At 31.3% G+C, this 25696-nt stretch carries 31 protein-coding genes; 17 read left to right on the forward strand and 14 right to left on the reverse strand.

The window, feature by feature from the left end; translation table 11 throughout:
- Window positions 1-790: DUF5679 domain-containing protein (locus K5781_RS05295; protein WP_297441509.1), on the forward strand; the 790-nt coding region annotated here is incomplete at its 5' end.
- A 28-nt stretch (window positions 791-818) separates the two neighbouring features.
- On the opposite strand, the gene K5781_RS05300 is transcribed toward K5781_RS05295, so the two are convergent.
- The gene (locus K5781_RS05300) at window positions 819-1289 is read right to left on the reverse strand and encodes a hypothetical protein (protein ID WP_297441511.1); all 471 of its coding nucleotides are present in this window, start codon (window positions 1287-1289) and stop codon (window positions 819-821) included.
- A 314-nt stretch (window positions 1290-1603) separates the two neighbouring features.
- Between K5781_RS05300 and K5781_RS05305 the strand changes: the two genes are divergently transcribed.
- A complete protein-coding gene (locus tag K5781_RS05305; protein WP_297441513.1) occupies window positions 1604-1813 on the forward strand; it encodes a hypothetical protein in 210 nt (69 codons plus the stop codon).
- On the opposite strand, the gene cyoE is transcribed toward K5781_RS05305, so the two are convergent.
- The 3 genes from cyoE to asd all read right to left on the reverse strand — a co-directional run bounded on the left by cyoE (window position 1808) and on the right by asd (window position 4354).
- The gene (cyoE, locus tag K5781_RS05310) at window positions 1808-2737 is read right to left on the reverse strand and encodes a heme o synthase (protein WP_297441515.1); all 930 of its coding nucleotides are present in this window, start codon (window positions 2735-2737) and stop codon (window positions 1808-1810) included. The two genes, K5781_RS05305 and cyoE, sit on opposite strands and share 6 nt — an antisense overlap.
- Window positions 2738-2739: 2 nt before the next feature.
- The gene (locus K5781_RS05315) at window positions 2740-3174 is read right to left on the reverse strand and encodes an Lrp/AsnC family transcriptional regulator (RefSeq protein ID WP_297441517.1); all 435 of its coding nucleotides are present in this window, start codon (window positions 3172-3174) and stop codon (window positions 2740-2742) included.
- A 103-nt stretch (window positions 3175-3277) separates the two neighbouring features.
- A complete protein-coding gene (gene asd / locus K5781_RS05320; RefSeq protein ID WP_297441519.1) occupies window positions 3278-4354 on the reverse strand; it encodes an aspartate-semialdehyde dehydrogenase in 1077 nt (358 codons plus the stop codon).
- A gap of 83 nt (window positions 4355-4437) precedes the next feature.
- On the opposite strand from asd, the gene cobD reads away from it, so the two are divergent.
- Genes cobD through K5781_RS05345 form a run of 5 tightly spaced genes read left to right on the forward strand, consistent with a single transcriptional unit; the run spans window position 4438 to window position 8623 of the window.
- Window positions 4438-5520 carry a threonine-phosphate decarboxylase CobD gene (gene cobD, locus K5781_RS05325; RefSeq protein ID WP_297441521.1) on the forward strand — a complete coding sequence of 361 codons (1083 nt, stop codon included), beginning with the start codon at window positions 4438-4440 and terminating at the stop codon, window positions 5518-5520.
- Window positions 5517-6356, forward strand: a complete 840-nt coding sequence (locus K5781_RS05330) for a cobyric acid synthase (RefSeq protein WP_297441523.1) — start codon at window positions 5517-5519, stop codon at window positions 6354-6356. The genes cobD and K5781_RS05330 overlap by 4 nt, the downstream gene beginning before the upstream one ends.
- Entirely contained in the window at window positions 6353-7324 is a 972-nt protein-coding gene (locus K5781_RS05335) for a cobalamin biosynthesis protein (RefSeq protein ID WP_297441525.1), read from the forward strand. Before K5781_RS05330 ends, K5781_RS05335 begins: the two co-directional genes overlap by 4 nt.
- The gene (gene cobS, locus K5781_RS05340) at window positions 7317-8042 is read left to right on the forward strand and encodes an adenosylcobinamide-GDP ribazoletransferase (protein WP_297441527.1); all 726 of its coding nucleotides are present in this window, start codon (window positions 7317-7319) and stop codon (window positions 8040-8042) included. The genes K5781_RS05335 and cobS overlap by 8 nt, the downstream gene beginning before the upstream one ends.
- A complete protein-coding gene (locus tag K5781_RS05345; protein ID WP_297441529.1) occupies window positions 8039-8623 on the forward strand; it encodes an NTP transferase domain-containing protein in 585 nt (194 codons plus the stop codon). Before cobS ends, K5781_RS05345 begins: the two co-directional genes overlap by 4 nt.
- Here K5781_RS05345 and K5781_RS05350 read toward each other — a convergent pair.
- Complete coding sequence (locus K5781_RS05350) at window positions 8606-8803, reverse strand: 30S ribosomal protein S27e (RefSeq protein WP_297441531.1); 198 nt, start codon at window positions 8801-8803, stop codon at window positions 8606-8608. The two genes, K5781_RS05345 and K5781_RS05350, sit on opposite strands and share 18 nt — an antisense overlap.
- Window positions 8800-9081 carry a 50S ribosomal protein L44e gene (locus K5781_RS05355; RefSeq protein ID WP_297441533.1) on the reverse strand — a complete coding sequence of 94 codons (282 nt, stop codon included), beginning with the start codon at window positions 9079-9081 and terminating at the stop codon, window positions 8800-8802. Before K5781_RS05355 ends, K5781_RS05350 begins: the two co-directional genes overlap by 4 nt.
- Window positions 9082-9199: 118 nt before the next feature.
- On the opposite strand from K5781_RS05355, the gene K5781_RS05360 reads away from it, so the two are divergent.
- From K5781_RS05360 to K5781_RS05375, 4 genes are all read left to right on the forward strand, one after another.
- A complete protein-coding gene (locus K5781_RS05360; protein WP_297441742.1) occupies window positions 9200-10915 on the forward strand; it encodes an adenine deaminase C-terminal domain-containing protein in 1716 nt (571 codons plus the stop codon).
- A 43-nt stretch (window positions 10916-10958) separates the two neighbouring features.
- Complete coding sequence (gene thsB, locus K5781_RS05365; RefSeq protein ID WP_297441536.1) at window positions 10959-12581, forward strand: thermosome subunit beta; 1623 nt, start codon at window positions 10959-10961, stop codon at window positions 12579-12581.
- Window positions 12582-12625: 44 nt separating this feature from the next.
- Window positions 12626-13489 (forward strand): ROK family protein, encoded by an 864-nt coding sequence (locus K5781_RS05370; protein ID WP_297441538.1) that lies wholly within the window; start codon window positions 12626-12628, stop codon window positions 13487-13489.
- 82 nt (window positions 13490-13571) lie between these two features.
- Complete coding sequence (locus tag K5781_RS05375; RefSeq protein WP_297441540.1) at window positions 13572-14216, forward strand: hypothetical protein; 645 nt, start codon at window positions 13572-13574, stop codon at window positions 14214-14216.
- Between the two features lie 2 nt (window positions 14217-14218).
- Here the strand turns inward: K5781_RS05375 and K5781_RS05380 are convergent, their stop codons facing one another.
- The 5 genes from K5781_RS05380 to K5781_RS05400 are packed head-to-tail and all read right to left on the reverse strand — an operon-like array spanning window position 14219 to window position 17727.
- Window positions 14219-14479 carry a DUF2024 family protein gene (locus K5781_RS05380; protein WP_297441542.1) on the reverse strand — a complete coding sequence of 87 codons (261 nt, stop codon included), beginning with the start codon at window positions 14477-14479 and terminating at the stop codon, window positions 14219-14221.
- Between the two features lie 12 nt (window positions 14480-14491).
- Window positions 14492-14857, reverse strand: a complete 366-nt coding sequence (locus K5781_RS05385) for a hypothetical protein (protein WP_297441544.1) — start codon at window positions 14855-14857, stop codon at window positions 14492-14494.
- Window positions 14857-16380: a glutamine-hydrolyzing GMP synthase gene (gene guaA, locus K5781_RS05390; protein ID WP_297441547.1), complete on the reverse strand. Its 1524-nt coding sequence runs from the start codon at window positions 16378-16380 to the stop codon at window positions 14857-14859. Before guaA ends, K5781_RS05385 begins: the two co-directional genes overlap by 1 nt.
- Before the next feature lie 4 nt (window positions 16381-16384).
- Window positions 16385-16954 carry a hypothetical protein gene (locus K5781_RS05395; protein ID WP_297441550.1) on the reverse strand — a complete coding sequence of 190 codons (570 nt, stop codon included), beginning with the start codon at window positions 16952-16954 and terminating at the stop codon, window positions 16385-16387.
- 35 nt (window positions 16955-16989) lie between these two features.
- Window positions 16990-17727 (reverse strand): 6-hydroxymethylpterin diphosphokinase MptE-like protein, encoded by a 738-nt coding sequence (locus K5781_RS05400; protein WP_297441553.1) that lies wholly within the window; start codon window positions 17725-17727, stop codon window positions 16990-16992.
- 33 nt (window positions 17728-17760) lie between these two features.
- On the opposite strand from K5781_RS05400, the gene folP reads away from it, so the two are divergent.
- The 4 genes from folP to K5781_RS05420 all read left to right on the forward strand — a co-directional run bounded on the left by folP (window position 17761) and on the right by K5781_RS05420 (window position 21539).
- Window positions 17761-18627: a dihydropteroate synthase gene (gene folP, locus K5781_RS05405; protein ID WP_297441555.1), complete on the forward strand. Its 867-nt coding sequence runs from the start codon at window positions 17761-17763 to the stop codon at window positions 18625-18627.
- Window positions 18628-18657: 30 nt separating this feature from the next.
- A complete protein-coding gene (gene guaB, locus K5781_RS05410; protein ID WP_297441557.1) occupies window positions 18658-20088 on the forward strand; it encodes an IMP dehydrogenase in 1431 nt (476 codons plus the stop codon).
- A gap of 44 nt (window positions 20089-20132) precedes the next feature.
- On the forward strand, window positions 20133-20981 hold the full coding sequence (locus K5781_RS05415; protein ID WP_297441559.1) for a hypothetical protein: 849 nt from the start codon (window positions 20133-20135) through the stop codon (window positions 20979-20981).
- A 90-nt stretch (window positions 20982-21071) separates the two neighbouring features.
- On the forward strand, window positions 21072-21539 hold the full coding sequence (locus tag K5781_RS05420) for a hypothetical protein (RefSeq protein WP_297441560.1): 468 nt from the start codon (window positions 21072-21074) through the stop codon (window positions 21537-21539).
- Here the strand turns inward: K5781_RS05420 and pheA are convergent.
- Together pheA and K5781_RS05430 are read right to left on the reverse strand one after the other, a co-directional pair.
- Entirely contained in the window at window positions 21536-22351 is an 816-nt protein-coding gene (gene pheA / locus K5781_RS05425) for a prephenate dehydratase (protein ID WP_297441563.1), read from the reverse strand. The two genes, K5781_RS05420 and pheA, sit on opposite strands and share 4 nt — an antisense overlap.
- A gap of 3 nt (window positions 22352-22354) precedes the next feature.
- Complete coding sequence (locus tag K5781_RS05430) at window positions 22355-22906, reverse strand: exosome complex RNA-binding protein Csl4 (RefSeq protein WP_297441564.1); 552 nt, start codon at window positions 22904-22906, stop codon at window positions 22355-22357.
- An 87-nt stretch (window positions 22907-22993) separates the two neighbouring features.
- Here K5781_RS05430 and K5781_RS05435 point away from each other — a divergent pair, with 87 nt between their 5' ends.
- Both K5781_RS05435 and K5781_RS05440 read left to right on the forward strand, forming a co-directional pair.
- Entirely contained in the window at window positions 22994-24070 is a 1077-nt protein-coding gene (locus K5781_RS05435) for a zinc-binding dehydrogenase (protein ID WP_297441566.1), read from the forward strand.
- 4 nt (window positions 24071-24074) lie between these two features.
- Window positions 24075-24674, forward strand: a complete 600-nt coding sequence (locus K5781_RS05440; protein WP_297441568.1) for a tetratricopeptide repeat protein — start codon at window positions 24075-24077, stop codon at window positions 24672-24674.
- Here K5781_RS05440 and dph2 read toward each other — a convergent pair whose 3' ends face one another.
- Window positions 24675-25670 carry a diphthamide biosynthesis enzyme Dph2 gene (gene dph2 / locus K5781_RS05445; RefSeq protein ID WP_297441570.1) on the reverse strand — a complete coding sequence of 332 codons (996 nt, stop codon included), beginning with the start codon at window positions 25668-25670 and terminating at the stop codon, window positions 24675-24677.
- Window positions 25671-25696: the final 26 nt, after the last annotated feature.

Consider the following 25696-nt stretch of genomic DNA (forward strand, 5'->3'; position numbering starts at 1 on the left):
ACCAGAACCAATCACAGAACCAGAGGAAGAAGAGGCTACCCCTGAACAGATACAAAAATTAGAAGAATTAGAAAGGCAAATTAAAGAATTAGAATCACAACCAGAACCAATCACAGAACCAGAACTTCCTAGTCCTAGGGGTTCATTGCCAAAAGAATCTACAGAAGATTTACCTCAAGAACTAGATCTTGCACCAGAACCAATCACAGAACCAGAGGAAGAAGAGGCTACCCCTGAACAACTATCTCAAATTAATGAACTACAACAACAAATTGATGATTTAGAAAATATTTTATCAACTCAAAAATTTTCAGAACCAATCACAGAACCAGAGGAAGAAGAGGCTACCCCTGAACAACTATCTCAAATTAATGAACTACAACAACAAATTGATGATTTAGAAAATATTTTATCAACTCAAAAATTTTCAGAACCAATCACAGAACCAGAGGAAGAAGAGGCTACCCCTGAACAATACTCTAAAGTCAAAGAATTAGAAAAAGAAATTGAAAAACTTGAGGCTGTTGATATTGAACATGAAATCATTCAAACATTACGAAAACAAAATAAAAAACTTGATGATATTGAAAGTAAACTTCACATTCCAAAATTAGATAAAACTAAAAATAATAATTCTTTGTCTCAAGAAGCATACTGTGTTAAATGTAAAATCAAAAGAATAATAAAAAATCCAGAAGAAACCATAATAAAAAATGGTAGACCTGGGATCAGAGGAACTTGTTCAATATGTAATAGTAAAGTTTTTCGTATTGGAAAAATGAAAAAATAGTATGTTTGATTGAAATCTTATTTAACATTCAGATTTGACCTGATTGCCACGCCTGATTGAATTTTTTTATGGCCTCTTGATATGCTATAATTGAATCATCTCCTGAAGTTTTCAGAAATTTTTCCCATTGGCTATTGAATTTTTTTATTGATTCAATATTGGTTTCTTTAAAGATATTTTCCATCATCTTTGTTTGTTGTTTGATATATTCAGGACCAATTTCTTCCCATGTTTCTTCCCAACTAGAACTGACTTTTTTTAACATTTCAGCATCTGATTCTAATGCTTTCTGACATGCATCATGATATGTCATTAGAGTTTCATTTGTAGCCTTTTGCCATTGAGCAAGAGATTCTTTCCATCCATTTAAGGCAGAATTGTAGTCTTTCCATGCTTTTTCAAATTCAGGTTTTTTTGATGAAGATTTAGCTTGTTTTTTTGGTTTCGAAGCTGTTTTTTTCACTGTTTTTTTGGAGGTACTTTTTTTCTTGACTGCCATATTTTAATTTGATTATGGTAGATGTTAAATCTTTCAACAAATCTACATTTGGAACTTTTTTGAATTAATTAATAATCAGTTGCCTTGGAAAATCTTGGAAAATGTTTTCTATCTTTATTTTTAAATATATTGTAGTGATAATTACATAAATTTCTGGTTTCTCTAAAACTAATTTTTACTGTTTGAATGGCCTTCTCTTTACATTCTGAAATACTACATTGCATTAGAAAAAATCTTAATTCTTAACTAATAAAACTTTGAAATTATATTATTACCTATGCTAACTTTTTATGATTGAGTAATATTCAAAAAATATGGACGATGAAGAAAAAGGTAAAAGATTTTTAAAATTAATTGATGATCAAAATAATCTTCAATGGGGAATTGTTGCCAAATTAACTTCTCTAATTTCTTCTGAATGGAAATCTGAAGAATTAAAAATTGAACTTGAGAGTTTGGTAAATAATCATACTAAAATTACAAAAGAACTAAACAGTTTGGATGATAAAGGCAGTATGTTATAGAGCTGAATCTACCATTAATGCAATAAATAACACTGCTAAATACGGACTCGAAAATTTAAACAATGTCCATGCAGCTTTTTCCATAGGTTTCACCATTACCCAAACTGATAGTCCTACCATTAATCCCCCTGATGCAATTGCGGTCCATAGATATACTGCGCCTACCATCTCTTCACCTTCTTGAGTAGTGATGAAGAATGGAGCAATTGAAAACAATACCATGACAACAGTCGATAATGCAATTGCTCTAGCAGATGTTTTTTCTGATTGTACTGCAGTTAACATTGGCACATTTACTTTGTTATAATCTTCTTTGAAGTGTAGTGTTAAAGCCCAAATATGCATTGGAATCCAAATGAATACTAAACCTGCCATTGCCAAACCCATAGTCCATAAATCTGACATAGTTACAGCTACCCAACCAATCATTGGTGGTGAACCTCCACATAATCCGCCTAAAATTATATTGGTTCTTGAATTTCGTTTTAAGACATATGAGTAAATTAGAATATTATTTACTAATCCAAATGCAATGAATGCTGTTGCCCATGCACCTTGTTCTAATGTAGTGGTAAACGAAATCCCAAATGCTAAACCTAATGATATGCCTGCTAACACCAGACCAAAATTCCTTGCTTTGACTGCAGGATAGATTCTTTTTGATGGTAATGGTCTTTCCTTTGTTCGTTCCATTATTGCATCAATATCTCTATCATGATAATTTGTCAAAGTATTTGCAGCAGCTGATCCTGCAGCAACTGAAAATAACATCAAAATCCATGTAGCTGGAGATATTTCAATATTGTAAATATTGGACGCAGTTAATGTAGCCCCAAATGCTGTAAAAACTAGTAAATACCAAATTTTTGGCTTTGTTAATTCATAATATACTGCTACTCTTGATTGTGATTTTTGTTTTTGCAATATTAGTCACTATCCTTTGATGGCATATATGGCATTGCTTTCATTCGTGATTTCATTTCAATGAATGACTCTGATGACTGAATTCCTTCTATTCTTCCTATTCGTTCAGAAACCATTTTGTGCATTTGATCCAACGATTTTGAGTACATTGTTACAAGAATATCGAATCTGCCTGTAACTTCAGCCACTTCTCTAACTCCATCAATTTTGAATAATTCACCAATGATATGATCACGTTTTTTTGTATCCATATTGATTCCAGTTAAAGCTTTGACATTGTATCCAAGTTCTTCATCATTTACAACAATTGTAAATCGTTCAATTAATTTTCTTTTAACCAACCTTTTGATTCTTGAATAAACAACAGAAGAATTTACATTGATTTTTTTTGATAATCTTGGAACTGAAATTGAAGCATCATTAGATAATTCTGACAAAATTTGTAAATCTAAATCATCAACTTTTGCCGTCTAAAACACCTGAGACGATCTAGATTTCTGGATCTTATAAAGTTATTATTGTAAAAATTGCAAAAATAATCTAAATTTTGCCTTTTTTGTATAACATTTCTGCTAACAATACTGCACCTTTTGCTGAACCCATTTTTTTGTTATGAGAGAACAGCATGTATTTGAGACCATTTTCAAACAATTCTTCTTTTTCTACTCTTCCAATTGTTGTAGTCATTCCATCTCCAACAGTTCTTTCCATTCTTGGTTGGGGTCTAGTTGGATCTTCGTGAAATGCATAGTAATCTTCTGGAGCTGAAGGTAATCCAGCTACTGAGATAGTTTTGTTATATTCATTATAGGTATCTTTCGCTTTTGAAGGATCAATATTTTCTGAAGTTTCAACAAAAACTGATTCAGTATGACCATCAATCACTGGAACTCTAGTACAGGTAGCACTAATTCTAATATCTGCATCTTCAATTTTTCCATCTTTTAGTTTACCGAGTATTTTTCTCGTTTCTAATCTTACTTTTCCTTCTTCTTTTGGAATATATGGCAAAATATTGTCTGTAATGCCCATTGCAGATACTCCTGATTTGCCTCCTCCAGAAATTGCTTGCATAGAAGTCATCATGACTTTTTTTGCTCCATATTTTTCAAGTAATGGCTTTAATGTAATTGCTAAACCTGTTGTAGTACAATTAGGTAATGGTGCTACCCAACCTTTCCAATTCCTGTTCTTCTTTTGTACTTCAAGTAATTCACTTTGTTCATCATTAATTCCTGGAATTAAAATTGGCACATCATCTTCATATCTATAAGCTGAACTTGTAGAAATAACTGGTAAATCTGCTGCCATTTTGGTTTCTATGTCTCTAGCTGCAACTGATTCAACTGCTGAAAATACTAGATCTAATTGAGATACATCTAATTGATCTATTGATTTTACTGTCATTTCTTTGATATATTCTGGAATTTCTCCACCTACATCCCATGCTACAATTCCACTAGCATCTTTGATTGCATCAAGATATTTTTTTCCAGCAGAACGTTCAGATGCAGCAATTTGGGTTACTTCAAACCATGGATGATTGTTTAATGATTGAACAAATTCTTGACCAACAGAACCTGTAACTCCGATAATTGCCACTCTTTTCTTGTCCATTACTACAATATGGATCGCTTTCAATTAATAATCGTTTTCTGGATTACCACAACATACTAAATCAACGCATTCTATTTGGAACTGTGAAAATACGAACAAAATCATCTTTAATTAGACATATTCCAGTTGTTCATGGTGGCAAAAATCAATTTCAAAACACAGATCTACAGATAATTGATTTTAGCTCAAATATTTCTCCTATAGGAATCCCATCATCCATAAAAAAAACTCTTAAAAAAAATATCGATAAAATCAATAACTATCCAGATTTTAATTCATCTGGAGTAATTTTGAGCCTAGAAAAATATACTCATCTAGATAAACCAAATCTCTTAGTTGGCAATGGAGCAATTGAAATAATCTATAATTTTTGTAATGCATTTTTATCCAAAAAAACTAAGGTTTTGATTCCTATCCCTACTTTTCAAGAATATGAAACTGCTTCTAAACTCAATGACTGTCAAATTTCATATTTCAAAACAATGGATCTCTCAGAAAATATTGAACAATTTATTTCAAAAATCCCAAAAAATGGATGTATTTTTATTTGTAATCCTAATAATCCCACAGGAAAACTTTTAGAGAAAAATCAACTTTTACAAATTATTAAAAAAGCAAAAAAACTTTCTACCCTTGTATTTGTTGATGAATGTTTTATTGACATGGTTCCAAAATCTAATGAATCCGTAATTTCATATGTTAAAACATTTGATAATCTTTTTGTTTTACAATCTTTAACTAAATCTTTTGCACTAGCTGGAATTCGTATTGGATATGCAGCATCATCAAAATATATGATCAATATTTTACAAAAGATAAGAATTCCTTGGAGTGTAAACACATTGGCTCAAGAAGCTGCTATTACTGCACTAAAGAATAAAACTCATCTTAAAAAATCTAATTTAATTATTAAAAAAGAATTGAATTATTTAACGAAAGAAATCAACAAATTAAACGGATTTGATTGTAACAAATCTTCAACAAATTTTATTCTAATCAAAACTAAAAAAGATTCAACAAGCTTACAAAAAAAATTATTAAAAAAACAAATTTTAATTCGAGACTGTAAAAATTTTCGAGGATTAAATAATCATTATGTTAGAATTGCTGTAAAATCACATAAAGATAATCTAAAACTAGTTAAAGCGTTGGAGAAATTAAAATGAAATCTTTGATGGTTCAGGGAACATCATCTGGTGCCGGAAAAACTACTTTAGTTGCAGCATTATGTAGAATTTTTTCTGATAAAGGTTATCGTGTAGCTCCTTTCAAATCTCAAAATATGTCTAATTTTGCATACGTCACGCCTGAATTTGAAATTTCACGTGCTCAGGCTATCCAAGCCATTGCATCAAGATGTGAAATTACTGCTAATCTTAATCCTATTTTACTCAAACCTGTTGGTAATTACAAGAGCATCGTATACCTTAATGGAAAAAAATACAAGAAAATGCATGCAAAGGAATACTATGAAAAATTTGTAAACCAAGAAGGAATTAAGATTGCATCAAAATCTCTAAAATCATTACAAAAAAACAATGATTTAGTAATTTTAGAGGGTGCTGGTTCTCCCGTTGAAATTAATTTACAAAAATTTGATATTGCAAACATGAAGATTGCAAATATAGCAAAAGCATCTGTATTATTAGTTTCAGATATTGACAAAGGTGGTTCTTTTGCAAGTCTTGTTGGAACTATGACATTACTTGAACAAAAATATCAAAAATTGGTAAAAGGATTTCTATTTAACAAATTCAGAGGAGACTTGGAAGTTTTAAAACCAGGATTTCAAAAACTCAAAAAAATAACAAAAATACCTGTAATGGGAACTATCCCTTTGATGTCATTAGATTTACCAGAAGAAGATTCTCTTCATGTAAATCCAAAAGAAATTGAGTGGACAAAAAAAAATATTTCAAAAATTGATTCTGAATTAACCAAATTAGCTAAAACTGTAAAATCAAATATTGACATTAAATCCATTGAGAGGATTTTACAATGATAGTGGAATCCTTACTTGTGATTAGTTTTGCAATTTTAATTGATTTTAAATTTGGAGATCCTAAAAATAAATATCATCCTACAGCTTGGATTGGAACTTTAATTGCAAAATTTACTCCAATTGCCAAAAATGAGAATTATTTGATTGAAAAGCTTGGTGGTGTATGTATTATAGTAATCACTTCTGGAATAGTTATCTCATTACTTTTAATTTTAGAAATGAGTATTTCTTTGATATCTGTTGATATTGTTTCAATAATTGTTTCAGTAGTTGTTGGTGCTTTCCTTTTCAAAACTACTATTGCTATACGTGGAATGGAAAAGCATGCATTATCTGTATTGGAATCTATTGATGAAAACAATCTAGATATGGCTAGAAATCACTTATCAATGATAGTTAAAAGGAATACCAAAAATTTAGATAAAAATCATATTCTTTCAGGCGTGTTAGAAAGTATTAGTGAAAATACTGTTGATGGAATTACTGGTCCATTATTCTATTATGCATTGATAGGACTGCCTGGAGCATTTGTTTATAGAATTATCAATACTGCAGATTCAATGATTGGATACAAAACTAATCTCTTCAAAAATATAGGTTGGTTTGCAGCAACATCTGATAGTGTTTTAAATTATATTCCATCTAGACTTACAGGATTAATCATGATCATTTCTGCTGCAATTTTGCAAAATAATTGGAGAGAATCTTACAACATAATGATACGAGATGGTAAAAATACTGAAAGCCCAAATGCAGGATATCCTATGGCAGCATTAGCTGGTGCATTGGAAACAAAATTTGAAAAACTTAATCATTACAAATTAGGTGATGGTAAAATAGTTCTTACAAAACAACATGTGTATTCTGCTATTTCTATAATGAAACTCACTTCGATACTTTTCTTTGTAGTAATAACTATTCCAATGATCATTGCCTTATCATTAGCTGGATGGTGGATTCATGCTTAAAGAAATAGGGTCTGTTTTTTCATTTTTAACAATTTTCCCTTCATCAAATGCAACTTTAGAAACTATTGCAAAGTACATGTTTGTTTTTCCTATAGTTGGAATTGTAATTGGATTGTTGATTGGTTCTCTAGGATTTGGATTATCTTTTATTTTAGAACCTTTGTTAGTTAGTCTTTTAGTTGTTGCTTCCATAGCAATTGTAACTGGTATACATCATGCAGATGGATTAGCTGATTTTGCAGATGGACTTATGGTCAAAGGTACAAAAAATAAAAAACTTCAAGCTATGAAAGATCTTTCTACTGGCTCAGCTGGAATTGTAGCTATTGTTTTGTATATCGTAGGTTTGATAATTACTATTTCACTTACAAGTGGATTTGATCTGTTCAAAGCAATTCTGATCAGTGAGATTTTAGCAAAATTTTCCATGGTATTGATGGCTAGTTTAGGTAAATCTGCTTCTTTAGGCTCAAATTCCCCATTCATCGAATTTATGAAAGATAAGAAAAAACTTTCAACAGCATTTCTAATTATGTTAATTCCAGTTATATTCATAGGTGAAACCACTGGATTAGTAATGTTGGGTATTGCCATTATTTTGACTTTATTCATCTTAGCAATTTCTACTCGTAGTTTTGGTGGAATCACTGGAGATGTTCTTGGTGCAACTAATGAATTAACACGCTTAGCTTCATTGATGGTGTTTGTTTCATTATGATTGGCATTGTAATGGCTGGTGGTAAAGGGACTCGTATGAAATTAGATGAAGAAAAATTATTACTGCAATACAAAAAACCAATTATTCTCCATGTTCTTGATTCATTAAAAAATTCAAATTGTTTTTCAAAAATTTTGGTAGTTACAAGTTGTAATTCACCTAAAACCAAGAACCTTGTAGAAAAAAATAATTTTAAAACTTTTGATTCTCCCGGAATAGGATATGTTGAAGATCTAAATCTAGTATTACAAAATATTAATGAAAGTGTTTTTGTCGTCTCTGGTGATTTACCTTTATTAGATGAAGAAATTACTCAAAAAATTACAAATAGTTTTGATCCAGAAAAAACATGGACTAGTATCCTTGTAACAAATAAATTTTTGACTTCATTAGGACTACATTCTGATTACTCAATTAATTTTGAAAACAATACATGCCATTATACAGGGATTTCTCTAATTAATTCTGAAAAAATTTCTTCTTTGGAAAATGTAGTTGAAACTTTTGTAATAATCGATGATAAGAGAATTGCTTTTAATCTAAATTCTAAACAGGATTATGATTTACTCGGCGCTACCTGAGACTTTTCCATTTATCAAAGCTTTTGAACCTGTTGGCTCAGAAATAGTATTTCCACAAGAATTACAAGCAATTTGTGTTGATGCATGTGAATAAATTACTTGTAATTCACCACATTCATTACAATTGACTTTTTGAAATTTACTTGACGGCTTAGGAATTTCAACGTGATCTTTTTTCATGCTGCCACCAACTCGAATTTCTTAATTCTAACACCTAGTTTATTGTATTTCTTTTTACAAACAGTACATGTCATAATAGGAGTAACTTTTTTTGTAACTTTGGCTGGTTTGGCTAATTTTGGGAATTTTTGTCCACCATATCCTTGTTTACGCTCTGCGTGACGACGTTCGCCTCTTGCTGAACCACGTCTTTTTCCAGCCTTGTAAATGGAGACCTTTTGTTCAGTATGTGTTTTACATTTTGCACAATACTTTCTGATCACCTTTGGAATGTTCATATCAACAAAACCTCTTCAACCGTAATTTAAGCATTGAATCTATAATAGGCGCAAAATCCAATAAACAAACGTGACTTCGAGCCTAGCAAATTCGATCTCGTCTCTCAACTCAGTAGCTATGGGTGATAAGAAAGCCGATCTGATTTTAAAAAATTGTAATTTGTTATCTGTCTATACTAGAGAAATTATTCCCAAAACTCAGGTTGCAATTGTTAAGGATAGAATTGCATATGTTGGTCCTGATGCATCACATACAGTTGGTTCAACCACCAATGTAATTGATGTTAAGGGCAAATATATCAGTCCAGGTTTTGCAGATCCTCATTTGCATATTGATCAATTTGTGTTGCCTTCTGAATTTGCAAAGAAGGCGTTACTTTGTGGTGTTACGTCACTTTTTTCTGATCCAATTGATATTGTTAGTGTAGCTGGATATAGAGGATTTCAAGAGTTTCTTAAACTTGGAGAACACCTTCCGATTAGAATTTTTCAGGTAGTGCCAGGAGGTCTTCCAGTTGATGCAAAATTTAGCAGTAGTAAATCACTATCTTTATCACAAGAAAAATCTGCAGTTAAACATCCAAATGTACTTGGATTGGGTGAAGTTTTTTCATGGACAAAAGTTACTCTTCGTGAACCAAAAACAATGAAATCTCTTTCTGCAATGTTAGAGTGCGATTGTATAATTAATGGACATACAGCTGGTGCTAGTGAAAAAAAACTTAATGCATATGTTTCGTCTGGAATACTCTCTTGCCATGAACCAATTAACTTTGATCAAGTTTTAGAACGACTTAGACTTGGGATGTGGATAATGATTAGAGAAGGTTCCATTAGACGTGATTTAAAAGAAATTATTCCCCGTGTTTTATCTCACGGTACATATCTTAATCGTCTGATGTTTTGTTCTGATGGTCTTGATCCCTTGGACATTTCTGAATTTGGTCATATTGATCATTGTATTAGGGAATCAATCAAACTTGGTCTAAAACCAATAGATGCTGTTACTATGGCATCAAAAAATAATTTTGATTATTACAATATGGGAAAAGATCTTGGAGGTATAGCCCCTGGTAAAATTGCCGATATTCTAATATTTGATGATTTAAAATCATTTAAACCCAACAAAGTCTTTGTTGGTGGTAAACTTGTTGTATCAAATGGACGTATTGTTAGTCCAATCAAGAAAAAATCTATCTCTCCTTGGATTAAGAAAACAGTAAAATTAAAAAATTTCTCAAAAGATGACTTTCAAATTAAATCAAAAAAGAATAATGTTCTTGCAAATACAATCTACATGCAAACTGAAATTATTACTAAAATTGGTTCTGCTGAACTTTATTCTAAGGATGGTTATGTTTCATCTTCTTTAGATTCTGATATTTGGAAAGTTGCTGCATTTGATCGTATTCATGGTACCAATAGACATTCTATAGGATTACTTGAAAACTTTGGCGCAAATATTGGTGCATTTGCTTCTACATGGAGTTTTCATGAAAATGATATGATTGTAATTGGCTCTGATGATTCTGATATGGCCGTTGCATCCAATCATTTAATCAAAAATCAAGGTGGTCTAGTAGTAGTCAAATCTGGAAAAATCCTTGCATCGTTACCCTTGCAATTTGGTGGAATTATTTCTACTGATTCCTTTGAAAAAGTTTCAAGCAATTTTGAAAAAATCAATAATACTATTGTAGACTCTGGTTGTAAATTTTCTAGACCTCATTTGATTCCTCTCTTCTTGCCTTTCTTGGCTTTACCATCTGTGAGAATTCTTTCTGGTGGAATCGTTGATGTGAAAAAGCGCAGCTACATTTCACCGATCAACTAAGTAATATTAAAAAGGGGGATTCAGGGATTGAAGCTGAATCTAAATGGCATCAATTCAACAAGGACCAAATGGACCTGTTTTAGTTCTTAAAGAGAGTGCATTACAGCAAAAAGGTAAAGATGCACAAGAAAACAACATTGCTGCAGCAAAATTAGTTGCACAATTGGTTAGAACCAGTCTTGGCCCTAGAGGTCTTGATAAAATGTTAGTTGATTCTTTGGGTGATGTTACAATCACAAATGACGGTGCTACAATTTTGAAAGAAATTGATGTCCAACATCCTGCAGCTAAAATGATGGTTGAAATCTCTAAAACTGTAGATAATGAAGTCGGTGATGGAACTACTTCTTCTGTAATTTTCGGTGGTGCATTATTAGCCAGAGCAGAGGATCTCTTAAAAAAAGAGGTTCATTCTTCAACAATTATTGATGGTTATCAAGCAGCAGCAGATAAAACACTAGAAATTTACTCTAATTTGGCCAAAAAAATTGAACCTAATGATAAACCATCTCTTTTAAAAATTGCAACAACAAGCATGCAATCAAAATTAATTTCTGATGACAGTTCTTCTCTTTCTAAAATTATTGTAGATGCAATTCTTAGTATTGCAACAAAGAAAGGTGAAAATTATTTTGTTGATCTTGAGAACATCAAAGTAGAAAAGAAAACAGGTGGTTCAATTGATGATACACAAGTTATCAAAGGTATAGTTTTGGATAAGGAAATTGTACATAGTGGTATGCCTACAAGAATCGAGAAAGCAAAAATTGCATTACTAAATTCAGCATTAGAAATTGAAAAAACTGAACTTAGCTCTGAAATTAGAATTACTGATCCTACACAAATGCAGATGTTCTTAGAAGAAGAAAATAGAATGCTAAAGACCATGGTTGATAAATTACATGATGTCGGTGCAAATGTCCTAATTTGTCAAAAAGGAATTGATGATATTGCACAACATTATCTATCTAAATATGGTATAATGGCAGTACGCCGTGTGAAAGAAAGTGATATGATTAAACTTTCAAAAGCTACAGGAGGCCGTGTTATTAGCAATCTTGATGATCTTTCAGAAAATGATCTAGGTGTTGCAGATTTAGCACAACAAAAGAAAGTTGAATCTGACAAATGGGTATTCATTGAAGGATGCAAACATCCACAATCAGTTACAATGCTCATTAGAGGTGGAACACAAAGAGTAATTGATGAAGTAGATCGTTCAATCCATGATTCATTAATGGTTGTAAAAGATGTAATTGAAAAACCTGCTATTGTAGCAGGTGGTGGTGCTCCTGAAGCATTTGCAGCATCTTTACTCAAAGATTGGGCTGATAATTTTGATGGGAGAGAACAACTTGCAATTAAAAAATATGCAGAAGCTTTAGAAACAATTCCACTAACAATTGCTGAAAATGCAGGAATGGATCCAATTGATACTATGGCTAATCTAAGAGCAAAACAAAATCATGGTCAGAAATGGACTGGAATTGATGCTAAAAATATGAAAATTGCTGATATGATGGCAATTAATGTTGTAGAGCCAATTGTTGTTAAAGAGCAAATTATCAAATCTGCAACTGAAGCAGCATGTATGATACTTAGAATTGATGATGTTATCGCAATATCTGGAGCTCCAGGTGGTGGCGGCATGCCTCCAATGGGCTAAATTTTTGTCAAAGCTTTAAGCGTTTGAATTTTTCTCAATAATTCATGTATAAAATTGGAGTCGATTTAGGTGGAACAAAAATCGAAGCTATTCTTTTAGATGAAAATTTTAATAAGATCTCAAGAAAAAGAATTCCTACTCCTCAAAATGATTACCAAAAAATCTTAGACTCTATAACATTACTAGTAAATGAAATATCTGAAAGTGTAACTAATTTCACAGTTGGAATTTGTACACCTGGAGCAATTTCAAAACAAACAGGATTGATCAAAAATAGTAATACTCAATGTTTGATTGGAAAATCACTCAAAAAAGATTTGGAAGATAGAATTAATAAAAAAATTTCTATGGAAAATGATGCAAATTGTTTTGCAATGGCTGAAGCAACAATGGGTGCTGCTAAAGATTTTGATTTAATTTTTGGTGTAATTTTAGGAACTGGAGTTGGAGGTGGAATTGTAAATAACAAAAAGATTCTTTCAGGAAGAACAAATATCGGAGGTGAATGGGGTCACCATACACTTCATCGTAATGGTAATCCTTGTTATTGTGGGAAATCAGGATGTGTTGAGACTTACATAAGTGGACCTGCACTTGAACATCGATGGAAGATACTTACAGGAGAATCAAAATCTCTAATAGAAATCCTTTCAAGTATTGATAATGAGAATGGTAAAAAATGGAAAGATGAGTTTTTAAAAAATTTTGGATATGGTCTTGCAAATGTAATTGATATTTTAGATCCTGATGCTATTGTATTAGGTGGTGGATTGTCAAATATTGATTTTTTGTATACTGAAGGAAAAGAATCAATCTATAGCAAAGTTTTCTCAGATTTGGTAGATACACCTATTCTTAAAAATAAACTAGGTGATTCAGCAGGTGTTTTTGGTGCATGCATGCTCTGATTTTTCCAAATTGGAACTATTTGTAGGATATAATGTCAATTATAGATATAACCAATACATTCTCATCAACTAATGATAGAAAATGATTTCAAAAGTAATACTTGGATTTTTTTCCATAATTATATTATTTAATATTCATTCTGTTTACGGTCTTGAAGAAGATCCTATTATTACCATAGATTTTATTTCTGGAGATACAATTGATTTAGATAAAAATCCACAAATGATTAGAGCTGACATTCAAATTCAAAACTATGATCCACAACATGGCTACCATTTTATGGAAATATCTAGAATTAGCGATGGAGAAATAATCAAAACCACTGAAATTCTTCCAAAAGTAATTGATGATGATTTATACGGAGTTCAAATCTTACATTACCTTCAACCAGAAGATGTAGAAGTAAACCTTGTTGGTGATTATGTTTTAAGAATTTTCTCTGAATATGGTCCAAGCGAAGCAGTTTCTACATTTTCTATAATACAATCTAGTAAACCTTTAGCAATAACTCAGAATCCTACACAAGAATCAGAAATATCTCAAGAAGAAATTATTGACGATGAAGTTGAATTACTTGAAATTGAAAATACAGAAGAAACTGAATCAAAAATTCCTACATGGGTTCATGATATTTTTGTATGGTACGCAGAGGAAACAATTTCAGAAAATGAATTATTATCTGCAATAGAATATCTGATCTCTCAAGAAATTCTCAGCATAGATTAGATCTAATTTGGACATCCTTCCATCTTTGAAATAGAATATCCATCTGTCATAATTTCAATTTCCATATCTTCAGGTACTGACTGTGTATGACAAAATTTACATTCATTTGTAGTAACTGTTGAAGATTCTTCTCCTATAGTCTTGAGCCATTCTTTTGCAAACGATATTGCTTTTTCTACATCATTCGTATCAGTAACAACATCAAAATGCATCGTATGCCCATCTTTTGCCTTTACATATGTATCAAAAACATGAAAATCCATATCAATCACAAATTATGCTGAGTATTGATTTTTAATTGTTATAATTTTTTCTACAATAGAATTTACATCTACATCTAATTCTATACTTGCTAAAATTAAACCAGCACCTCCAATAGGAATAGTTACTCTGTAAATTTTTTCATATTTTGCTAATGCATAAATTGGTTTTCCTATTTTATCTGCAGTTTTTTTCCTTGTTGACCATCGATATACTGCTTGTGATAATGACATCTCTGTCTCTTCTCTTGATAAATGACTCTTTATGCCGGGACGCATTTTCTCATATAATTCTCCGAAATCATAGATTCCGGCATATCGGATATTTTCATCACATTCTAAAATCTTCTCACAAATTTTTTCATATTCCAATTTAATCACTATTGAGGTTCTATGGTTGCAGGAGGTTTACTGGAAATGGTATAGGTAACCCATGTAACATCTTCAATTTCGTTTGTTATTCTATTGCTCATTTTTTCTAGTAAACCATGTGGTAATCTAGTCCAATCTGCAGTCATTGCATCAACTGAATCTACAACTCTTATCATAACTATATTTCCATACCTACGTTCATCTCCCACCACTCCTACAGCCCTATCATCACCAACCGCTGCATATGCTTGCCATACTTTTTCATACAAACCAGCTTCTAGTAATTCTTCTTCTACAATTTTACTAGCAATTTTGCATATCTCTAATTTTGTTGGAGTTACTTCTCCAATGATTCTAACTGATAAACCTGGTCCTGGAAATGGATGTCTCATGAATAATTTTTCTGGAACTCCCAGAATTTTTGCAATTTTTCTCACCTCGTCCTTATACAAATCTCTTAATGGCTCCAAAATTTCCAAATTAAGCCAATCTGGTAATCCTCCAACATTATGATGAGATTTAATAACAGCTGCTGGACCTTTAGATACTCCACTTTCAATCACATCTGGATACAATGTACCTTGTGCTAACCATTTGAAAGGACCGTTTCCCTTAGCAAACTCAGTAAAAACTTGTATGAATTCTTCTCCAACTATTTTTCTTTTTATCTCAGGATCTTCAATTCCCTTTAGTTTTCCAAGAAATGTTTCTGCAGCATTTATTGCTGTAAAATCTACCTTGAAATTATCTTTGAACATTTCTTCTATTTCTTTTTCTTCATTTAATCTCAAGAGACCGTTATCTACAAAAACACACTTTAGTCTATCTCCAATTGCTTTGTGAATTAGTAATGCCACAACTGTAGAATCTATTCCTCCACTTACCCCACAAAGGACATTTCCTTCAATTTTTGAAATTTTCTCAACAGCATTATCTATGAAACCCTCCATAGTCCAATCCTGTTTTGCACCACAAACTTTCAAAACAAAATTTTTGAGAATCTCTGTTCCTTGTTCTGTGTGTACAACTTCTGGATGAAACTGAATACCATAAATTGATTTTTCTTCTGATGCAATTGCAGCTGCTTTAGCACTTTCTGTATGTCCAATAACTTTGAAACCTTCTGGAATTTGTTCTGCTTCATCTCCATGACTCATCCATGCTCTAACTGATTCACCTATTCCATTTAGAAGATCTTTATTACTATCAATTGTGAGTAATGAAGATCCATATTCTTTGTTTGCTCTCTTTACTTTACCTCCATATTTATTTACAATCAACTGATGACCATAACAAATTCCTAGTAATGGTAAATTCATGTCAAAAATTTTGTTTTCTGGAATTGGTGCATCAGAACTATAAACACTTGATGGCCCTCCTGAGAAAATTATGCCTGTCGGATTTAGTTTTTGTAATTCTTCATAACTGATATCATACGGCACAAGTTCTGCATAAACAGAAAATTCTCTTATTCTTCTACAAATCAAATGACTGTATTGAGATCCAAAATCTAAAACTACAATTTTATCCATATAATCACTTGTTTACATTTTCCAGCATTCTAGATAATGACCATCCTGCAGTATTGATTAACTCGTTAACTCTTTCTTTTTGTCTATAATTTTTAATTATAATTTCTCTAATGTCTGCACCATTCTTGTTTATAATATAATCAATTACTGATTCTTTTTGTATTCGTCCATTTTCTGCTTCAACTACATCTTTTCTTTTCATTTCTCCAATGATTCTATCTAAAAAGAATGATTTGAAAGGAGGTGTATCTGCATTAATTATAATTTCATTATCTAAAACTATGGAAACTTGATCTGGTGTTACAAATGCTTTGGCAATAATTTTACCATCATTTCCTCTTTTGATTGGAATCGAATTTTCAGTTGGTTTTTCTGTAATTTCAGGCTTGTTTTCTACATCTTTTCGTTTTCCTAATTCTGAGGCTTTTGTGAAACTAGAGTCTTTTAAGAATAAATCTAAAATACTGATATTTTTTTCCAGCATTTCTATTCCTTCTTGATGTTTGTCAATTTGTTCGATCAAGCTCTCCTTCAGAGCAACAATCTCTTTTACTTGCTCCTCAGAGAATTTCATAATCTGATTAATCAGGGATGGGTATTAAATGCATTCTAGGTAATTATAATATCTAGATCTTTGTATGATATTTTTTTGAACCCATTAATTGCCTTTGAGGTAGTAAATAATTTGCATTTTGTGAAGGTAGACAACCACTTCAAGAGAGATTCAGCTTTTTTTAATTTCTGTAATTTGATCTTTCTATCTATTTTTCTAGTTTCTGAAAATTTCCCAATACGTTTTCCGAAATCCATTCCAAATAAAATAATTTTTTTTGCTTGAAAGTAATTTGCTAGAAAAACTGCTCTATCCCCATCTGTAAAACCTCCAAAGTTTTGGATTTTATCAAATGGTGTAGATTGTGTTGTTCCAATACAATTTTTAAATTTTTTTGCAAATTCTAATTTATTCAAATTATCTCCATGTGCATGTACAACAAAAATTGATTTTGTTTTTCCAATTTTTTTGAGAGAATTTTCATCTCCATCCAAATCTGTAACTATGATATCTGGAATAATGCCATTTTCTACAAGTGGTTTAATTGAACTATCTGCAGCAATTTTAACAATTTTCTTATATTTTTTTAATTTTGGAATGGCAGATGATAAAGAGGGACCTGAACCAATAATCAAAACTGTATTATCTTTAATCAAATTCAAAATTTTTTCATCAGCATTTGATTTTTTTAAAATTGAATTTAATTTAATGGCTGATTCTTTATCCTTTTTTTCAGAATACTTGAATTGCTTTAAAATCTCAAAATATCTTTTCTTCCAACCTAAAATCATCATATCACTCAAATTGCATTAGATTTGATAAATCATATGGCAAAAATTGCAAATGTAAGGGTAGGTGGAAAGAATCCTGTGCGTATTATGGGTATTCTTAACACAAGTCCTGAATCTTTTTATAAAAAATCTGTGAAAACCAACAAAATCCACATTAAAAATACTGTTAAACTCATGGAGGAACAAGGTGCAGATTTTATTGATATTGGTGGAATGTCTACTGCACCATATCTAACTACTATTGTTTCAGAAAAAACTGAATCAAAGAGAATTCTAAATGCAATAAAAATAGTTCAAAATGCTACTAATCTTCCCATTTCCGTAGATACTTGTAGAGCAGCAGTTGCAAAAGATGCTTTGGAAAATGGAGTTGAAATAATCAATGACATTTCAGGATTAAAATTTGATAAAAAAATGCAAGAGGTTGTATCAAAATTTACTCCTTCTCTAATTTTATGTTCATATGATACAAAAATTGTTCGTGGAAATACTGTATCTTCTACTAAAAAATTACTTAGAGATAGTTTGAAGATAGCTCAAAAATCTAAAATTCCAGATAATCAAATAGTGTTAGATCCTGCAATTGGATTCTTTAGAAAAACTGGCAAGGGTTCATTTTACACTAAAATTGATAGAGATTGGTTAGAAAGAGATCTATCAATAATTAAAAATCTAAATTCAATCAAACAAAACTATCCTATTTTGATTTCTGTTTCCAACAAATCTTTGATAGGAAAAGTTCTAGTAAAAGATAATCCGTCTGATCGGCTGTTTGGCTCTATTGCAGCAGAGGCTGTATCTGTAATCTATGGTGCTGATATTATTCGTACTCATAATGTAGATGCAACAAAAGATGCTGTTACGATCGGCTCTAGACTAGCTAAACAACACAAAGGCTTATAATCAATATTTTACTTTCTTAACAAGGTTTCATTGGAATTCAAAGAAGGCTTAACTTTTGACGACGTTCTTCTTGTACCCAAATATTCGGATATTACTAGTAGAAGCCAAACAGATCTAACTACAAAATTATCCCGAAATCTGTCTATCGGAATACCCTTTGTCAGTGCCAACATGGATACTGTGACAGAATCTTCTATGGCAGGTGCTATGGCTAGGGCTGGTGGCATAGGAATTATTCATAGATTTTTGACAATTGAGGAACAAGCAAACGAAGTTCTCAAAGTAAAACGTTCTGGAAGTGTAATGATTGAAAACCCTTACTCTATATCTTCAGACAAGTCTGTTGAAGATGCTTTAGATTATGCTGAAGACAAAGAGATTTCAGGTCTTTTAGTAGTCGATTCAAATTCAAAATTAATAGGAATTGTTACTGAAAGAGATCTATTATTTGCTAATAAAACTAACAAAATACAAGATGTAATGACAAAAGATGTTGTTACTGCAAAACTAGGAGTTACTTTAGATGAATCCAAGGAAATTTTACATAAACATAGAATAGAAAAATTACCAATAGTTGATGATTCAGGAATAGTAAAAGGATTAATCACAAGTAAAGATATTACTAATAATGCCAACTATCCAAATGCATCTAAAGATAAGAAAGGTAGACCCTTAGTTGGTGCTGCAGTTGGTGTAAAAGGTGACTTTTTAGAAAGAAGTGAATCTCTTTTAGAAGCAGGAACTGATGTTCTTGTAGTTGATATTGCTCATGGACATAGTGAAAATGCAATTAGTACATGTAGAAATATCAAAAAAGCATTTCCTGATTGTGAATTAATTGCAGGAAATATTGCAACTGCTCAAGGAGCTGAAGATTTGATTAAAGCAGGAGTTGATGCAGTTAAAGTCGGTGTAGGTTCTGGTTCAATTTGTATTACTAGAGTAATTACAGGTTCTGGGGTTCCACAATTAACTGCTGTAATGGATTGTGCAAAAGTTGGAAAGGATCACGGAATTCCAATTATTTCTGATGGTGGAACAAGAACTTCAGGTGATGCCACTAAAGCATTAGCTTCTGGTGCTTCTACAGTTATGGTCGGAAGCATGCTTGGAGGAACTGATGAATCTCCTGGAACAGTTTTGACTAAAAATGGAAAACGTTTCAAAGTATATCGTGGCATGGCATCATTAGCTGCATCTATTGGAAGGAAATCTAAAGAAACAGGCTCAATATCACTTGATGATGATTTGAATGATTATGTTGCAGAAGGTGTTGAAGCAATGGTTCCGTACAAAGGAACAGTAACTGATATTCTTAAACAGCTTACAGGTGGAGTACGCTCTGGATTAAGTTATTGTGGAGCTCATACAATTCCTCAAATGCAAGAAAATGCTGAGTTTATCAAAATGTCAAGAGCAGGGTTTGCAGAAAGTCAACCTCATGATGTTTCTTTAATGTAGAATTTAAATTAATTTTTATTATATCTCAAAATGTTTAAACTAACATGAAAATTAAATTTATTATTTATGTAATAATTTTTGTTATCAGCATATCTGTAATAAGTTTTCAATTTTTTTCAAATGATAAATTTGAAAACACTGATCAACTGCCTAATGAAATTAACAAATCTAAATTAGATATTACTTCTCTGTTTAACATTTATGGTTTTGAGGATCAATATCAAATCATTAATGGGAAAAAAACATGGAACAATGTTAAATTTGAATTAAATCCCAAAAATGACGAACTTTATGAAAAACTACTCTATTCCCCAACTGAAAAAACTGTTGTCATATATCCAATTTTTACATCATTAGCATATAGTGAACCTGGATTTTATACATATTACAGAGGAGAATGTGGTGAAGAATGTCTCATACTTGAAATTCAAAAAGAATCTCCTTTGAATTTTTTTTCAAGTGGTAATGGTTTTCAAGTATTAAAATTACTAGAATATGAAAGCATTACTGATATTGAATTAGATCAAAATCCTGATATTCTTAAACAATACAAAAAAGTCATTTTACTGCATAACGAATATGTTACAAAAAAAGAATTTAATGCAATCACAAATCATCCTAATGTAGTATATCTATATCCTAATGCACTTTATGCTGAAATTATAGTTGATTATAACAATAATTCAATGACTCTTCATAGAGGTCATAATTTCCCTGAATCTCAAATAAGAAATGGATTTGATTGGGAATTTGATAATAGTCCTATGGAATACAATGTAGATTGTATTGATATGGGATTTGATAGGATTGATAATGGATGGATGTTAAATTGCTATCCTGAACGTGCCATACACCAAAGCAAAGTTTTGTTAGAAATGATTAAGAATTTTTAGTTCATTGAATTTTATACATTTTTCATATCAAATTGAGATTTTCTTTAATGTAGATAATTTTTTAAACAGTATCTGAAGATATCTCAATGTATGCTTTCTAAACGAACTATTATTGGATTGATAGTTGGAAGTGCAATTATTGCAATTGGAGGGTATTCTTTACTTTCACATGTGGGAACAATAACAATTAATGAAGATTATGTATTGGCAGTAGGAGATTCAATTCCGTATACTATACCTGCACCTGATCATACTTCTCAACATATGAAAATTGTAGGAGATGCCTTTGATCTTAAACTACAAAGCCCTGGTGCAGGATTACAAATTCCAAATACTTCTTACAAAGATGAGCTAAAATTAGATTGGGTTCATTTGGAAGATGGAGAAACAAAAATTCTTATCCAAAATACGGGTAATTCTGAATTACATATTACTGGAGAGTTAATTCGTAGTTCTGATCCAATTTGGTTCACTTTTGATATCATGGTAATTACATCTGGGATGGTGATTATAGGATTTAGTATGGGATTTACTCTAAGAAAACCAAAAGGATTTTAGCTTAATTTTGCTGATTGGTAAGATCCTAAAATTTTCATAAATAGTGTATCTTGTTTTATTTTTTCTAACATTTCTGAGATTTTAGGATTTTTCTGATGCCCTTCAAAATCTACATAGAAGTTGTATTCCCATGTATTTTCTTTTGTTGGTCTTGACTCAATTTTTGTTAAATTTACATTATTTTTATGAAAATTTTCTATTATTCTAAATAATGAACCTGGCTCATGTTTGATTGAAAAGATTATTGATGTTTTATCGTTCCCTGTTTCTGCGTTATCTAATTTTGAAAGAATCAAAAATCTAGTATAGTTATTCAAATTGTTAGCAATATTGTTCTGAATTATTGGCATTTGGTAGATACTTGCTGCATCCTTACTAGCAATACATGCACAATTTTCTTTGTTTATCTCTTTAATCATTTTTACACTTCCTGCAGTATCATAAGTAGGAATTGTTTTCATCTTGTGTTCTTCAATAAATTTTCTACATTGACCTAGAGCCTGTGGGTGAGAATACACTGTATCTATTTTATCAATACTACCATTTCCAATCAAACAATGTTCAATCCTATGATAAATTTCCCCAGTTGCACTAAGAGAAGTTGAATATAGTAAATCGTAGCTTTCTCCAACACTACCTTCGATAGAATTCTCTACAGGTAACACTGAATATTGTGTTTTATCACTAGAAGTACTTTCTAATACTTCAGCAAAAGTGGTACAAGGAATAGTTTCAATTTGTTCATTGAAGAATGATTTTGCTGCTGCTTCACTATAAGCACCTCGTTCACCTTGGAACGAAACATAAATCATTCTTTACCCTCTTAAATTTACGAAATCACTATTTCCAAAGTTTGAGGAAAGTTTTCTTTCATCAATCCATGCACAATCTGTACATTTTATTGCATCGCGCATTGGAACAACTTTGCCTCCACATTTTCGACATTTAGTAAATAAAATTCCTAATCCTGGCTCACTGATTGTAGCATGAATAGTGCCGTTAAGATGACTTAAAATTTTTAATGTAACAATATCATTTACTAAAGCAACATTTCTAATTCTTAAATTTCTTGTTGAACAAACACATTCTACTTTAGATGTTGTTGGTTTTCCATTAATGTAATCAATAGATACTGCAATCATAGATGACATTACTGCTACTACAGTTCCAATAATTGTATCTCCTACTTTTGGAATTGATAGAAGTTTTGGGTGTTTTATGTTTGCAGTACGTGATACTTTATCAATGTCTTTTTCTCCAACAGTTGCTGCTCTAACCATATCTCCATCATCAAAAGCATTTTCTCCCGCCTCATATTCCTCAATAGATGCTATTTTATCTCCTGGAAATATGGCATTTTCAGACATATTGAGAATTCTGATTTTATGATTATAATTGTTTGTGGTTAAAAGGATCTTGATAAATCATATATCATCAAAAATTTGATAAAAATCATGAAAGCCCTAGTATATGACCAGTATACTGATAATGATGATTTTTCAAAAATCTTAAAAATTAAAGATATTCCAATTCCTAAACCAAAGTCAAATGAAGTCATAATCAAAGTAAAAACTGCAGCTTTAAACTATGATGATATTTGGGGCATGCGTGGTAAACCTTTAGCAATTCCTTTACCTCACATTTCTGGAACGGATGCTGCTGGAGAAGTTACTGCAATTGGTAATGATGTCAAACATATCAAGATAGGCGATAGGGTTGTTTCACATGGAAATATGTCGTGTAGGGTTTGTAAAGCGTGTACAGATGGTAGAGAATATGATTGCAGGAAACGAACTATTTGGGGTTTTGAAACTGGTCCATTATGGGGAGGATATTGTGAATTTACACATCTTCCCGAAGTTAACGTAGTAAAAATTCCAGACACTGTATCATATGATGAAGCAGCAGCAGCATCTATGACATTACTAACTTCTTGGCATATGTTAGTTGGTAGAGCAAAAATTCAACCCGGACAAATAGTTCTCATTATGGGTGGCAGTTCTGGAGTTGGTAACTATGGAATTCAAATTGCAAAACTTTTTGGATGTACTGTTATAGCCACTGCAAGTCCTGATAAGTTAGATAAATTATTAGAACTTGGGGCAGATTATGCAATAGATCATAGAAAGGAAGATTGGCATAAAGAAGTAAGATCAATTGCAAAAAAAATTCCAAAACCATCAGGAGATATTCCAGGTGTTGATGTAATTTTTGAACACATTGGAGGTTCTCATTGGAATAAAGAATTAACTCTGTTGAATTATGGTGGTATAATTGTGACAACTGGTGCAACAACTGGATATGATGCCAAAACTGATTTGCGCCATATTTTCTTTAAAGGTATCAATATTTTAGGCTCAACCCAAGGTACAAGAGCTGAGTTAGAACAAGGATTGTATTGGATGTCTCAAGGAAAAATAAAATCAATTATTGATTCAGTTTATTCTTTAGAAAATGCAGCTCAAGCTCATACTAAAATGCTTAAAGGTAAAGGATTGTTTGGAAAAATCCTAATCAAACCAGAATTCTGATAGCATGGAAGATCCAAAAACAAATTCCATTTTAGATGAAGGAAATAGATTATTTTTACAAGGAAAATTACATGAAGCAATTGTCTATTATGATAAAATTTTAGATGAATATCCACAACATATCAGCTCTCTTAACAATAAGGGATATGCTTTGAGTAAACTCAAAGATTATCAAAATGCCATGAAATGTTACAATATAGCATTAGAAATTTCCCCTAATGACCTCTCAATTATGGTTAACAAAATATCTACTTTTAGAAAGCAAGGTAATCTTACTACAGCATTATCTATTTGTAATGACATTTTAAATAATAATGAAAATTATAAGATTGCACTATATCACAAAGAACGAATTTTATTTTCAATGGGAAAATATGATGAATCAATTTCATGTTGTAATAAAATTTTAGATGATTATCCTAACAATGGAGATGTTCTCTTTGATAAATCATGTAATTTTGTTATGCAATCTAAAAATGATGAGGCACTATCTATTCTTGAACATGCTATTTCTCAAGGAATAAAATATAAAATTAAAGCAAAAAAATCAAAAGTGTTTGAATCCTTATCAACCAACCCAAAATTTATGAAATTGATTTTATGATTATAGCCAATGTGGAATTTCTAAATATTCATCTATACTTTCTTTTCTCAAAATTTTAAGAAGAGCATTTGCCTGTGGAGTAGATAAAACAGGTTTGTCAAATTGATTATCTGTTGAAATCCTTGGGCATGCTACTTGAATAAAGGCATCTATTCCTTTGAGATTTCTTAATCTATCATTTGTAATGTCTGTTAATGCAAACAATTGCACCTGTTTACCCTCAGCCTCTAATTCTTTTTTGATTTTTAATGCAAATACTTTAGATAATTGTCCTTCCTTTAACCCTACAATTACTCCAAATGACTTCGCATCAGCTGCTTTGTATATTGCTAAGGTAGCTTTCTTTTTTAATTTTTGTGCAAATTCTGTAACCTCTCGTACTTCATTAAAGTAAGGATCTAAAACATAAGTTGGCAAATTAGTTGATAATGCAATTCCCGCTGCATGAAAATTACTTTGTCCCAAAAATACATACGCATCTACTTCTTTTTTGAGTTCTGTTGCTGGATAAAATTCACAACCAAAAACTTGCCCATCATTTAACTGTCCTTTTCCTTTTCCAATTTTTACTTTAATACCATTTTCTGTGAATATTTTTTCTACTTTACCCACTTGATGTAAATGCTGACTGTCAGTAACTAGCGATATGATTTTCCCTTTTAACAAATCTGTACATTTCTTTGCAACACTATCAAATTCTACATCGTCATATGCATCAATTAAAATTAGATTTTTTTCTAATGATTCTGTATTGATAGTATGACCTATGTTAAATTGAATTTCTGAACCCAAAACTTTTGCTCCATTAGTGTTTAGATCACATGTTCCCCAAGTTGTATCAGCCAAAATATATGCTGGAATCCCAAATTTTTGAGTTATTCTAATTGCTGTTTCTTGAACTTGTGGTAATATTCCATCAGGACCGTTTAATGACACTGATGCTGGATTTTTCTCTTCAATTTCTTTGAAAATTCTTTCCTCATCTACTATAATCAATTTAGCTTAAAGTACCCAATTATTAA

The organism is Nitrosopumilus sp. (genome assembly GCF_025699255.1).
Taxonomy (GTDB): Archaea; Thermoproteota; Nitrososphaeria; order Nitrososphaerales; family Nitrosopumilaceae; genus Nitrosopumilus.

What these genes read in the sequence shown, in the direction of transcription:
- K5781_RS05420 (WP_297441560.1), top strand. Translation starts at nt 21,072, where the DNA reads ATGCTTTCTAAACGAACTATTATTGGATTGATAGTTGGAAGTGCAATT.
- K5781_RS05300 (WP_297441511.1), bottom strand. Translation starts at nt 1,289, where the DNA reads ATGGCAGTCAAGAAAAAAAGTACCTCCAAAAAAACAGTGAAAAAAACA.
- K5781_RS05395 (WP_297441550.1), bottom strand. Translation starts at nt 16,954, where the DNA reads ATGAAATTCTCTGAGGAGCAAGTAAAAGAGATTGTTGCTCTGAAGGAG.
- guaA (WP_297441547.1), bottom strand. Translation starts at nt 16,380, where the DNA reads ATGGATAAAATTGTAGTTTTAGATTTTGGATCTCAATACAGTCATTTG.
- thsB (WP_297441536.1), top strand. Translation starts at nt 10,959, where the DNA reads ATGGCATCAATTCAACAAGGACCAAATGGACCTGTTTTAGTTCTTAAA.
- K5781_RS05375 (WP_297441540.1), top strand. Translation starts at nt 13,572, where the DNA reads ATGATTTCAAAAGTAATACTTGGATTTTTTTCCATAATTATATTATTT.
- cobS (WP_297441527.1), top strand. Translation starts at nt 7,317, where the DNA reads ATGCTTAAAGAAATAGGGTCTGTTTTTTCATTTTTAACAATTTTCCCT.
- K5781_RS05440 (WP_297441568.1), top strand. Translation starts at nt 24,075, where the DNA reads ATGGAAGATCCAAAAACAAATTCCATTTTAGATGAAGGAAATAGATTA.
- K5781_RS05415 (WP_297441559.1), top strand. Translation starts at nt 20,133, where the DNA reads ATGAAAATTAAATTTATTATTTATGTAATAATTTTTGTTATCAGCATA.
- asd (WP_297441519.1), bottom strand. Translation starts at nt 4,354, where the DNA reads ATGGACAAGAAAAGAGTGGCAATTATCGGAGTTACAGGTTCTGTTGGT.
- K5781_RS05350 (WP_297441531.1), bottom strand. Translation starts at nt 8,803, where the DNA reads ATGAAAAAAGATCACGTTGAAATTCCTAAGCCGTCAAGTAAATTTCAA.
- pheA (WP_297441563.1), bottom strand. Translation starts at nt 22,351, where the DNA reads ATGATTTATGTTTCGTTCCAAGGTGAACGAGGTGCTTATAGTGAAGCA.
- K5781_RS05330 (WP_297441523.1), top strand. Translation starts at nt 5,517, where the DNA reads ATGAAATCTTTGATGGTTCAGGGAACATCATCTGGTGCCGGAAAAACT.
- K5781_RS05360 (WP_297441742.1), top strand. Translation starts at nt 9,200, where the DNA reads ATGGGTGATAAGAAAGCCGATCTGATTTTAAAAAATTGTAATTTGTTA.
- K5781_RS05435 (WP_297441566.1), top strand. Translation starts at nt 22,994, where the DNA reads ATGAAAGCCCTAGTATATGACCAGTATACTGATAATGATGATTTTTCA.
- K5781_RS05355 (WP_297441533.1), bottom strand. Translation starts at nt 9,081, where the DNA reads ATGAACATTCCAAAGGTGATCAGAAAGTATTGTGCAAAATGTAAAACA.
- folP (WP_297441555.1), top strand. Translation starts at nt 17,761, where the DNA reads ATGGCAAAAATTGCAAATGTAAGGGTAGGTGGAAAGAATCCTGTGCGT.
- K5781_RS05305 (WP_297441513.1), top strand. Translation starts at nt 1,604, where the DNA reads ATGGACGATGAAGAAAAAGGTAAAAGATTTTTAAAATTAATTGATGAT.
- K5781_RS05335 (WP_297441525.1), top strand. Translation starts at nt 6,353, where the DNA reads ATGATAGTGGAATCCTTACTTGTGATTAGTTTTGCAATTTTAATTGAT.
- K5781_RS05380 (WP_297441542.1), bottom strand. Translation starts at nt 14,479, where the DNA reads ATGGATTTTCATGTTTTTGATACATATGTAAAGGCAAAAGATGGGCAT.
- K5781_RS05370 (WP_297441538.1), top strand. Translation starts at nt 12,626, where the DNA reads ATGTATAAAATTGGAGTCGATTTAGGTGGAACAAAAATCGAAGCTATT.
- K5781_RS05345 (WP_297441529.1), top strand. Translation starts at nt 8,039, where the DNA reads ATGATTGGCATTGTAATGGCTGGTGGTAAAGGGACTCGTATGAAATTA.
- K5781_RS05400 (WP_297441553.1), bottom strand. Translation starts at nt 17,727, where the DNA reads ATGATGATTTTAGGTTGGAAGAAAAGATATTTTGAGATTTTAAAGCAA.
- K5781_RS05430 (WP_297441564.1), bottom strand. Translation starts at nt 22,906, where the DNA reads ATGTCTGAAAATGCCATATTTCCAGGAGATAAAATAGCATCTATTGAG.